This is a genomic window from Halobacillus halophilus (genome assembly GCF_020171985.1).
Classification (GTDB): domain Bacteria; phylum Bacillota; class Bacilli; order Bacillales; family Halobacillaceae; genus Halobacillus; species Halobacillus halophilus_A.
Genome location: NZ_JAIVAL010000010.1, coordinates 96,082 through 106,889, shown reverse-complemented (window position 1 = coordinate 106,889; position 10,808 = coordinate 96,082). Strand labels below are relative to the sequence as shown.

At 40.9% G+C, this 10,808-nt stretch carries 11 protein-coding genes and 1 pseudogene; 11 read left to right on the top strand and 1 reads right to left on the bottom strand.

Features of this window, described 5'->3' with window-relative positions; translation table 11 throughout:
- From LCM11_RS15685 to LCM11_RS15665, 5 genes and pseudogenes are all read left to right on the top strand, one after another.
- Positions 1-475 (top strand): annotated as a pseudogene (locus LCM11_RS15685) (hypothetical protein); the annotation flags it as partial.
- Positions 476-549: 74 nt separating this feature from the next.
- Positions 550-951: a DUF1499 domain-containing protein gene (locus tag LCM11_RS15680; RefSeq protein WP_224895243.1), complete on the top strand. Its 402-nt coding sequence runs from the start codon at positions 550-552 to the stop codon at positions 949-951.
- Positions 948-2,369 (top strand): dihydrolipoyl dehydrogenase family protein, encoded by a 1,422-nt coding sequence (locus tag LCM11_RS15675; protein WP_224895242.1) that lies wholly within the window; start codon positions 948-950, stop codon positions 2,367-2,369. The genes LCM11_RS15680 and LCM11_RS15675 overlap by 4 nt, the downstream gene beginning before the upstream one ends.
- A 321-nt stretch (positions 2,370-2,690) precedes the next feature.
- Positions 2,691-4,253: a GNAT family N-acetyltransferase gene (locus tag LCM11_RS15670; protein ID WP_224895241.1), complete on the top strand. Its 1,563-nt coding sequence runs from the start codon at positions 2,691-2,693 to the stop codon at positions 4,251-4,253.
- A gap of 15 nt (positions 4,254-4,268) precedes the next feature.
- A complete protein-coding gene (locus LCM11_RS15665) occupies positions 4,269-4,994 on the top strand; it encodes an SDR family oxidoreductase (protein ID WP_224895240.1) in 726 nt (241 codons plus the stop codon).
- Between the two features lie 106 nt (positions 4,995-5,100).
- Here LCM11_RS15665 and LCM11_RS15660 read toward each other — a convergent pair whose 3' ends face one another.
- Positions 5,101-5,334, bottom strand: a complete 234-nt coding sequence (locus LCM11_RS15660) for a YhdB family protein (protein WP_224895239.1) — start codon at positions 5,332-5,334, stop codon at positions 5,101-5,103.
- Between the two features lie 191 nt (positions 5,335-5,525).
- Here LCM11_RS15660 and LCM11_RS15655 point away from each other — a divergent pair, with 191 nt between their 5' ends.
- From LCM11_RS15655 to pyrH, 6 genes are all read left to right on the top strand, one after another.
- A complete protein-coding gene (locus LCM11_RS15655; protein ID WP_224895238.1) occupies positions 5,526-5,993 on the top strand; it encodes a hypothetical protein in 468 nt (155 codons plus the stop codon).
- 126 nt (positions 5,994-6,119) lie between these two features.
- Complete coding sequence (locus LCM11_RS15650) at positions 6,120-6,659, top strand: YhcN/YlaJ family sporulation lipoprotein (protein WP_224895236.1); 540 nt, start codon at positions 6,120-6,122, stop codon at positions 6,657-6,659.
- A 471-nt stretch (positions 6,660-7,130) separates the two neighbouring features.
- Complete coding sequence (locus LCM11_RS15645) at positions 7,131-7,628, top strand: GNAT family N-acetyltransferase (RefSeq protein WP_224895235.1); 498 nt, start codon at positions 7,131-7,133, stop codon at positions 7,626-7,628.
- A 92-nt stretch (positions 7,629-7,720) separates the two neighbouring features.
- Positions 7,721-9,133 (top strand): SpoVR family protein, encoded by a 1,413-nt coding sequence (locus LCM11_RS15640; protein ID WP_224895233.1) that lies wholly within the window; start codon positions 7,721-7,723, stop codon positions 9,131-9,133.
- A 144-nt stretch (positions 9,134-9,277) separates the two neighbouring features.
- Entirely contained in the window at positions 9,278-9,805 is a 528-nt protein-coding gene (locus tag LCM11_RS15635) for a hypothetical protein (protein WP_224895232.1), read from the top strand.
- A gap of 186 nt (positions 9,806-9,991) precedes the next feature.
- Positions 9,992-10,741 (top strand): UMP kinase, encoded by a 750-nt coding sequence (gene pyrH, locus LCM11_RS15630; protein ID WP_412098154.1) that lies wholly within the window; start codon positions 9,992-9,994, stop codon positions 10,739-10,741.
- Positions 10,742-10,808 lie beyond the last annotated feature (67 nt).

The following is a 10,808-nucleotide window of genomic DNA, read 5'->3' as shown; positions in this document are numbered from 1 at the left end:
AAAGAAGGACAAGGCGAAATCGAATCCAGGTCAATCGAAGGATAAATCGGATAAAGGGTCCTCGGAAGATAAGAAAAAGGACAAACCTAAATCCAATCCGGGTCAATCAAAAGAGAAACCGGATAAGCCGTCCTCGAAAGATAAAAAGAAGGACAAGGCGAAATCGAATCCAGGTCAATCGAAGGATAAATCAGATAAAGGGTCCTCGGAAGATAAGAAAAAGGACAAACCTAAATCCAATCCGGGTCAATCAAAAGAGAAACCGGATAAGCCGTCCTCAAAAGATGATAAGAAGGACAGGACAAACTCCAATTCTGATCGATCGAAGGATAAATCGGATAAAAGGTCCTCGAAAGATAAAAAGAAGAACAAGACTAAATCGAATTCAAGTCAATCAAAAGAAAAATTGGATAAGAAATCTTCCGAATCTGAGAAAGCAAAAAAACATAAAAACACAGGTAAAAAAGCATCCTAGAGAGTCTAGGGTGTTTTTTTATTGGATTAAACGTGAATATAGAGGTAGTGTAAAGAAAAGGAGTGGTTCATAGCATGGGAAAACAATATCTTGGAGTGAAGGACGGTCGATTAGCTGAATGTCCTAATTCTCCGAACTGCGTTTCAACTCAAACTGATCAATCAGATAAACAGATGGAACCTTTACCGTTTCACGGAGATTTGAATTCAACGAAAGAAACACTGAAGAAAGTCTTGCAGGAAATGGAGAGAACCAAAGTAGAAATTGAAGAGGAGCATTATATTCACGCTCTTGTGATAACAAAGCTTTTACGATTCAAAGATGATGTAGAGTTTTATTTAGATGAATCAAGCCAGCAGGTGCATTTCCGCTCAGCTTCTCGCACGGGTTATTCTGATATGGGCGTAAACCGAAAACGAATGAAAGCTTTCACTGAAGCTTACTATGGATACGTAGAGAAGGAGGCCAGTTCATGAGTTATGATTACCAGATCGCCGTTATAGGCGGAGGATCAGGCGGTCTCACTGTTGCTGCCGGGGCAGCAAGTTTTGGAGCGTCCGTTGCTCTTATTGAAAGAAAGAGTGAACTTGGAGGTGACTGTCTGCATTATGGCTGCATGCCTTCTAAAGCGTTAATAGAAGCAGCCCGGGAAGTCCATCAGGCTGGACAGTATTCCGACTTCTCTGACTCGGACTATGATCGTTTGTTTACAGGTGCGATGGAACGTGTGGCGGAAGCCGTGCAAGATGTGCAGAACCACGACTCCAAAGATCGCTTCATCAAACTGGGAATTGATATTTATGAAGCAGAAGCCGAATTTGTAGATGAACATACATTACGAGTGGGAGAAGAAACCATTTCAGCGAAACGTTTTGTTATTGCTACTGGTTCTTCTCCTGTAGTGCCACCAATACCGGGTATAGACAGTATCGATTACATTACAAACGAATCTATTTTTTCTTTGCGTAAAAGACCGGCTTCACTCGGTGTGATCGGAGGAGGCATTATTGGCTCTGAGCTCGCTCAGGCGATGTCCCGTTTAGGTGTAGACGTTACGATCGTTGAAGGTGGGGAACAGATTTTAGCTAAAGAAGATAAGGAAATTGCCGGGCTTGCCGAAGGATTGTTATCTGAGGAAATGAACGTCATAACTGGGGCAAATGTGGATCGCCTCGAATCTACGAATGAAGGCGTGAAACTTCACTACACGAAGGACGGTGCAGCCAATTCGCTGAACGTTGAAAAGTTATTAGTAGCTACGGGACGAAAAGCGAATGTAGACAAACTCGGTTTAGAACAGGCTGGCGTTGAAACTTCCAATGGTTCCATTGCTGTGGATGCTGCGATGCGAACGACTCAGCGTCATATTTATGCAGTTGGAGACTGTAATGGATCCATGCCGTTCACTCACGTAGCTGGTATGGAAGGAAAAATTGCTGTTTCCAATGCTGTATTTGGCTTATCCAGAAAAGCATCATACGAAAGAGTACCCTGGGTAGTCTATACAGGCCCAGAGATTTATCATCTAGGGCTTACAGAAGAGGAAGCAAGAGAGCAATACGGTGAAAAACTCTTGACCTTTAAGACAAAACTTGCCGATAGTGATCGCTTTATAGCTGAGCGTCATACCGACGGCCTTGTTAAAGTTCTAACGACAAATCGAGGCCGGATTGTAGGAGCTCATGCTATAGGCGAAGGAGCAGGGGAATGGATGCAGGAAATTGGTACGGTTCAGGCTCTGAATAAGAAATTTCAAGCGATATCCAATATCATTCATCCATATCCGGCGAAAAACAATGCCGTGTCTCAGACCGCAGATTTGTACTGGAGAGAGAAATTATTCGACAGTTCATTAAATGAAGCATTGAAATGGTATGTTCGTAAATTTAGATAAGCTAAAGAGCTGTCCTGTCTTAAGGTCAGCTCTTTTTTGTAAGATATTATAAAGGCTTCTTTAAAAAAACACATGTAAGACGGCTGCTTCGAATAATGAGAACGCTGTCTTACCAAACTAATTAAAATCGCCTCTCTGAAAAACTAATTTTAGATATCTTCATTTACCCTGCCTACGAAAAATAGATTTTTGATCTTAACAAATGGTTGTTCCACGTTCGGGATTTTTTGTGAAAAATTAGGAAAGAGTTTGCTGGACACGGATTTTTTTAGTTAAGTACGATAGAATTGAGGGAAGAAAGACAATAAGGAGAGGGATATCGTGTCTAAAATAGATTTAACTCAATACGAAAAGAAAATGATTGTACGACATATGCAGGAAAAAGATATAGAACAGATTTTTGAATTACAGCAGTTTTGCTTTCCTAACATGGAACCTTGGAAACGAGACCATTTGGAGAGTCATTTGAAAATATTTCCTGAAGGTCAGTTTGTCGTAGAATTTGATGGACAAATTATAGGAAGCTGCTCCAGTCTGGTCGTTAACTTTGATGAATATGATGATCGGCATACGTGGGATGACATTACAGATAAAGGCTACATCACCAACCATGATCCGGATGGATATAATCTTTATGGTATTGAAGTCATGGTTCACCCAGGATACAGAGGAATGAAGATTGGCCGCCGTTTATATGAAGCACGTAAAGATCTGGCCAGGGAATTGAATTTGAAAAGCATTATCATAGGAGGAAGGATTCCGAATTATCATAAGTATGAGAACGAAATGACCCCAAGGGAATATGTAGAAGAGGTCAGGAGTCAAAGTATTTATGATCCGGTGCTCACCTTTCAAATTATGAATGGGTTCACGGTCATGCGTATCAACCCAAACTACTTACCAGATGACGATCTTTCTTCTAAATATGCAACGCTGATGGAATGGAATAATATTGACTACCGCGCACGTACCAAGAGGCATTTTAAGACGAGTAACCCCGTTCGAATTATGGTTATTCAATACATGATGAAAAACATCGACTCATTTGAAGAATTTAAGAAGCAGTGTGAGTATTATGTTGATGTGGCTGCCGATTATGGCAGTGATTTTGCGGTCTTTCCTGAGATTTTCACGACCCAGCTCATGTCATTTTTAGAAGAAAAAGTTCCATCGAAAGCCGTAAGAAGATTATCGGATTATACAGAGGACTATATTGAAATGTTTACTCATCTGGCTGTGAAGTATAATGTGAATATAATCGGAGGCTCTCACTTTGTAGAGGAAGATGAAAAAATCTATAATATATCTTATTTATTCCGAAGAGACGGGACGATTGAGAAACAATATAAGATTCATGTCACTCCGAATGAGCGGACGTGGTGGGGAATTCAGCCTGGCGATGCCGTGAAAGTGTTTGATACGGACTGTGGAAAAATCGCCATTCAAATTTGTTATGATATTCAGTTTCCTGAATTGGCCCGGTACGCTGTGGATCAGGGAGCGAACATTATTTTCGTTCCGTTTTGTACAGATGACCGGCAAGGTTACCTGCGGGTTCGATACTGTGCTCAAGCACGTGCTGTGGAAAACCAGGTGTACACGGTCATATCTGGTACGGTAGGGAACATGACGCAGGTAGAAAATATGGACATCCAGTATGCTCAGTCCGGGATTTTTACTCCATCTGATTTTGAGTTTGCTCGCGACGGAATTATCGGAGAGTGCAACCCGAACGTAGAAACTGTGGTCGTTGGAGATGTAGACCTGGAGATATTAAGACGCCAGCGCAAGTCAGGTACGGTTAGACAATTGCAGGATCGCCGGCACGATCTTTTTCAGCTGGACTATAAACTGAAAACTGAATTTAAGCCGGAAAGGACGTAAAGGAGGAAGGTTCCTTTGTTAAAAGACCAAGTGGCTATAGTAACGGGTGCTTCCCGGGGGATAGGCCGTGAACTGGCTTTCCAATTAGCGGCCAAAGGAATTAAACTTTCGATTCTTGGCAGTTCTGAGGATATTCATAAGACGGGTGAAGATTTAAAGGCTTATGGATATGCAGATATACTTTCATTTACAGCTGATGTAAGTAATGAGAACGATGTGGATCATGTTGTTGAGGCAACGAAAAATGCTTATGGCAGAATCGACATTTTAATTAACAATGCAGGGATTGGGGAAAGCAAACCCGTAGAATCTATAACCGTCGAGGAATGGAAGAAGACGTTTGATATTAATGTACAAGGTGTGTTTCTTGCCTCAAAATCTGTACTTCCGATTATGAGAAAACAAAAATCGGGTACGATAGTGACGGTAGCTTCTGATGTAGCGAGATATGCGATTCCTGAGAATGGTTCTCTATATACAGCTACCAAATATGCGGTACAAGGCTTCATGGGTTCACTGGCGCAGGAAGTGCGCAGTGATGGCATACGTGCGGGTACTATTAACCCTGGTAAAGTGGACACGTACTTTGCAAACACAACACAAGGAGAACCGAGAAAGTCAGATTGGCTTAAAGTAGAAGATATAGCTCAAGCTATTGTTTATATGCTTGAAGCACCTAAGCATATGGTAATTGATGAAATGCACGTTCATTCCATTCATCAGGATTATCCAAGAATGTAAAAGAAGCAGACCTCCTGGCTGCTTCTTTTTTACATTTATAACCACCTCAGGTCATCCATATTATGGATGACCTGAGGTGGTGTTATTTTACATTTTGCAATTTGATTTATCTAAATACCGGGTAGGCCATGGTGGTTTGGGCGTGGTCAATATAATTTAACAAAGCTTCATGGGACTCAAGCATCTGGCTTTCATGTCCTGGGTAGTAACTGGCATGCAGAAACGTCTCAATTTTTTTGGATAAAAACTGATCTCGTGTACGTACCATAAGGACAAGTAAATCATCCCACTGCCCCCAGATCATAAAATGCAGTGCTTTGTCATAATCCTGATAATTCACTGGGTCACATCCTTCTTAAAAGGATTGTTTTTATTGTCTCCTGTTCGGGTAATTATCAGTCAGAAAGTTCGTCACAATTTTGGGAAATACGAGTGTTTTTGAGCTTTTTTCCCACATGCCCTGGTGTGGTTTGTTATGATGGTATAGTAACTTTTAAATGTGTATAAGGTATACGAAGGGAGATTACAGTGGTGACCAAGAAACAATGGGAATATGCAAATTTTGGCGGGGTCATCGCCTTTGGGTTATTTTTGCTTTTAAGCTTCGTAACAGCTGAAGCAGAGACAACACACCGTGTGATGGTTTTGGTATGTGAAGTTATAGGTATAGCATTACTAGTAATCGCATATCTTTCCTTACACCATTTGAATGGTGAAAGAAGGTTTATCCCCTTCTCCATTATGGTTTTTTTAGGGGCTTGGCTGGTTTATGCGATTGGATATGAAATTGGGGTGGAAGCTTCAACAGACTACAAATGGATTTGGTTCTTGTTCTTATACATAGTACTAATTGCCGGTTTTATTTTATTGAGGAAAATGTATGTGGGACTAACAGGTTCGTTTAAATTGCTGCCAATATTTTTGTTATTTGTTAATGCTATTTTATTCGTATTTATATTATTTTTTAATATTTGGTGGAGTTTACCGTTTTCTGGGTAATGAGGTCTTTCTTTAGAAAGGCCTTTTTATTATGGAATTTGGTGGTTTATTCCGGCAGATGATTCATCGCATATTTGCTTTCGAATTTCACATACTATGTGTAAGCTGCCTAAGGAGGAATAAACCATGAAAATAAGAGCATTTGCTATTGGTCTTTTAGCTGCATCCTCTCTGGTTGCTTGTCAAGCAGAACAGGAAACAGGCACAGGCCAGGACAATTATGAAGGTGTACAAAATACACGTTTTCAACGTATGGCCGACAATATGTACCAAGAAGGTAACCGGACAAACCGTTACGACAACGATCGCGGTATGGTTCATAATACGAATTATCACGTCGCTAAAGATGCGGCAATTAATATAAAGAAAAATGTTAAAGGCATCGATAAAGCTTACGTTTTAAAAACGCGTGATAATGCGTATGTGGCAGCGGTCATGGACAATAACAGCGGTGAAGATAATATGACGGACAAGGTGGAAAAGGATATTACCAAAGCTGTAAAAAATACAGATCAGGATATAAACAATGTTTATGTTTCCACCAATCCTGACTTCATTGATTTAACCAATAATTACGTGAATGACGTGGAAAATGGAAAGCCTGTACGTGGCTTTTTCCAGGAGTTCGGTCAAATGGTTGATCGAGTTTTTCCAGAAGCAAAGTAATTTAGATAAACCAGGTGCCTCATAAGAGGGCCTGGTTTTTTGCTTGCAGAGAAGTATCCATTTAAACCAATTTGATATAATAGAGCCATTCATTTGAAGATAGAAAATTTGAAACGTTTATATTCACTGTCAGTAAAGTCTTATTAAGCTAAAGGGCCGGTTACTTGAAGACTAAGTTTCGAGATATCTTAGGTATGTTGCTGATATAGAGAGGGGTTGGCTACGGAAACAACTCGCTTTCCTGCGGGGGAACTGGCAAGCCTCCTCAGTCGTTAACACTCCTTGTGGGGTCTCGCCTAGCTCCTTCTCCCGCGGGAGTCTCGTCGTTACCTTCGCCACCCTATGGTGGAAGAGTGATCAGACCTTCCTTATAACCCATTTATCTCGAAACTGAGTCTTCAAGTAATGGGAGCTTTTCTTTAAAATCAACAGGGAGTTTATTTAAAGTAATACATAAAGGAGGCGGTTATCATGAGAATCATTACACTTACGCCAATAAAGGCTGAAGCTTACGTTAAGTTAGGAGATCAATTGGAAGCGGAAACTGATTTTCTTTTATATGGGGCTGGAGAAAGACAAATGAGTGTGGATCAGGCAGAAAATATGCTCGAAAGCGTCCGGGATCAGGAGAATGCAGTTATACTGGCTGCTGAGAACGCCGGGGAACTAATTGGACATATTATGTGTATTGGCGGGCGCGCAGAGCGGAACCGGTACACCGTTCAGATTGTTACAGGTGTCCTGAAGATGTATCAAGGAAAGGGGATCGCTTCTCAACTATTTAGCAAAGTGGAAGAATGGGCACGGAAGAATCAAATACATCGTATGGAGTTGACAGTAATGGTCCATAACGAGCCGGCCATCCAGCTGTATAAGAAAGCTGGTTTTATAAAAGAAGGGGTCAAACGTGATTCATTATATGTAAACGATCAATGGGTAGATGAGTATGCTATGGCTAAAATCCTCTAGTCCCCAATGAAAGATTAGAAGCATCAATCTTTCATGTTCTCTCGCTCCTTCTCATATAGTAAGATAAGTGAAATCAAAGGAGGAGGGGCCCTTTGAAACCAGAGGACCAGAAACAACTGCACAATGCAATCAAGGAAATTACGGAGATTGCCAAGGGATTCGGTCTTGACTTTTATCCGATGCGCTATGAGGTTTGTCCTGATGATATCATTTATACATTTGGAGCATACGGGATGCCTACCCGCTTTTCTCACTGGAGCTTTGGAAAACAGTACTACAAAATGAAGGTCCAGTATGACCTCGGTTTAAGTAAAATTTATGAACTGGTGATAAATTCAAATCCTTGTTACGCCTTTTTACTGAACTCTAATAGTTTAATTCAAAATAAACTAATTGTAGCTCATGTACTTGCCCATTGTGACTTTTTCAAAAATAATGCACGCTTCCAGAATACAAAACGGGATATGGTAGAAAGTATGGCGGCTACGGCTGAACGAATTGCTTCATATGATAAATTATACGGAAAAGAAGAGGTGGAATCTTTCTTAGATGCTGTCCTTGCGATTCAGGAGCATATCGATCCATCAATTGTAAGGCCGAAATTGGCCTGGACAATGGATGAAGACGAAGAGAGTTCGGAAAAATCCATATCCACTCCTTACGATGATATTTGGAAGATTGATGAGTCGTCTTCGGAAGAACAGTCCATGCAACGTAAGAAAAAGAAATTTCCGCCAAAACCTGAAAAGGACTTGCTCTTATTTATTGAACAATACAGCCGGGAGCTTGAGGACTGGCAACGCGACATCTTAACGATGATGAGAGAAGAAATGCTTTACTTCTGGCCACAGCTGGAAACGAAAATCATGAACGAGGGATGGGCTTCTTATTGGCATGCCAGAATCTTGAGGGAGATGGACCTCACCAGTGATGAAGTGATCGACTTTGCCAAGCTGAATGCGAGCGTCGTGCAGCCTTCAAAAACTCAACTCAATCCTTATTACTTAGGACTGAAAATATTTGAAGATATTGAGTACAGGTACGATAACCCGACGGAAGAAATGATGAAGCATGGCATTCAGAAGAATTCCGGCAGAGAAAAGATGTTTGAAGTTCGTGAAATTGAATCAGATCAAAGCTTTATTCGAAACTATTTGACAAAAGAACTTGTGCGTCAGGAAGACTTATACTTATTTCAGAAGCAAGGACAGAAATATAAAATTACAGATAAGGATCATGAGGCTGTAAGAGATCAGCTGGTCACAATGAGGGTAAATGGAGGTTTCCCTTACATTACGGTTCAGGACGGAGATTATATAAAGAGCGGAGAGCTGTATTTAAAGCATCATTATGAAGAGGTTGAACTGGATGTCAGTTATTTAGAGAAAACCATCCCTTATGTATATCAATTGTGGGGACGTCCTGTCCATCTAGAAACAAGAATAGAACATAGAGATGTAGTGTTCAGCTACAGCGGTAAAAAAATACAGAAGAAATACTTATAATAGCGAAGACTGTCGATGCAGGGACTTACTAAATCCCGCGGAGACAGTCTTTTTTACTATCTTGGAATTGTTACACGGACGTATATGAAAAATCTGGTATAATATTCTAAAGATTCACTATATCGGATGCGTGAGGTGGAAGCGATGAAAGCACTTCGTTGGACACTGTATGGTTTTCTGGCTGTTCTGCTGATCGTTATTATTTTTTTTCAGATCAACAAAGACTTTAATCAGCTTGCGCAGGGGCAGGCATATCCTATGACAGCTTCCCCTGAGAGACGTCCTGTTTCTCTAACTTCGTCGCCTCTCGAGATTGAAGGTTCAGGTGTTCAGGTTACGCCGTTGTATCATGGGCTGGATACAGGAAAACTGTATCTTGGTATTTCATATGGAAAATTAGATCTGGCACAAAAGAAGAAGTGGAAGAAAGAGGACGGTGCTGTTCAGTTTTTGGTTAAGGTTGTAGATACAAATGGGACAAACTTTAGTGGACAGACGACAGGAACGGTAAAGGGAACATTTTCTACTTTTCAATATGTACAGGTGGAAGATTTTGATTTACACGAAAAGACCGAGGATCTTACCCTATTATTTTATCCGCTTATGGATAAAAAGGGGGAAGGTGTTCCTAGTGAACAACCAAGCTTTCAAGTAAACGTTCCCCTACAGTGAAGAAACGTTACTTCCCTCACAGCATATGATACAATGATGAGTAGCTAATCAAAGGAGAGGAGCGGGAACTATGAAGGCCATTACACATCAGTTGGTTAAACCTATGGCCGAATTGGTATTTCCGCTCCAGAAGTAGAGCATAGACTTTTGTCTATGCTCTTTTTTTAAACCGGGGAGGACATGTTGATGAGGTATAAACGAGTACTGTTGAAAATCAGCGGAGGAGCACTCAGTGGAGACAGTCAGGAAAATTTTGATCATTCCAGCCTGGAACACATAGCGAATGAAATTCTGAACCTGACAGAAGCCGGTGTGGAGGTTGCCCTGGTTGTAGGTGGAGGTAATATTTTCAGAGGGAAAACGGCAGAAGTGTGGGGCATCGACCGAGTCGAGGCTGATAATATAGGGACTATAGGCACTGTAATTAATAGCCTGATGCTGCGGGGGGTTTTAAAAAATAAAACAGAAAAAGAGGTTCGGGTAATGACTTCGATCCCGATTACTTCCGTAGCGGAACCCTATATACGCTTAAAAGCCATGTATCATCTTGATAAAGGTTATATTGTCATTCTGGCAGGTGGAAACGGTCAGCCTTTTGTGACGACTGATTACCCTGCTGTACAACGTGCGATTGAATTGGAGTGCGATTCCATTCTCGTAGCCAAGCAGGGAGTAAATGGAGTATATACAGCGGATCCTGTAACCAATCAGGATGCTAAATTATATGGGAATTTAAATTATAATGATGTGCTGCTGCAGGATATTCAGGTAATGGATCAATCCGCCTTATTGTTAGCTCGGGACCATCAAGTACCTGTACACATCTTTAATTTCAATCAGTCGGGAGTCATGATGGACTTGTGCAAAGGAAAAAACTTCGGTACACTCATTTCCAATCATCCCTCTACATTTCAGGAGGAACTGGAGGGAAAATGATGGATTATAAGTAAAAACGTGTTTGAATATAAATTTTTTTGATAAACTAGGCGTTAATGAATGAATT

What these genes read in the sequence shown, in the direction of transcription:
- LCM11_RS15680 (WP_224895243.1), top strand. Translation starts at nt 550, where the DNA reads ATGGGAAAACAATATCTTGGAGTGAAGGACGGTCGATTAGCTGAATGT.
- LCM11_RS15675 (WP_224895242.1), top strand. Translation starts at nt 948, where the DNA reads ATGAGTTATGATTACCAGATCGCCGTTATAGGCGGAGGATCAGGCGGT.
- LCM11_RS15650 (WP_224895236.1), top strand. Translation starts at nt 6,120, where the DNA reads ATGAAAATAAGAGCATTTGCTATTGGTCTTTTAGCTGCATCCTCTCTG.
- LCM11_RS15645 (WP_224895235.1), top strand. Translation starts at nt 7,131, where the DNA reads ATGAGAATCATTACACTTACGCCAATAAAGGCTGAAGCTTACGTTAAG.
- LCM11_RS15635 (WP_224895232.1), top strand. Translation starts at nt 9,278, where the DNA reads ATGAAAGCACTTCGTTGGACACTGTATGGTTTTCTGGCTGTTCTGCTG.
- pyrH (WP_412098154.1), top strand. Translation starts at nt 9,992, where the DNA reads ATGAGGTATAAACGAGTACTGTTGAAAATCAGCGGAGGAGCACTCAGT.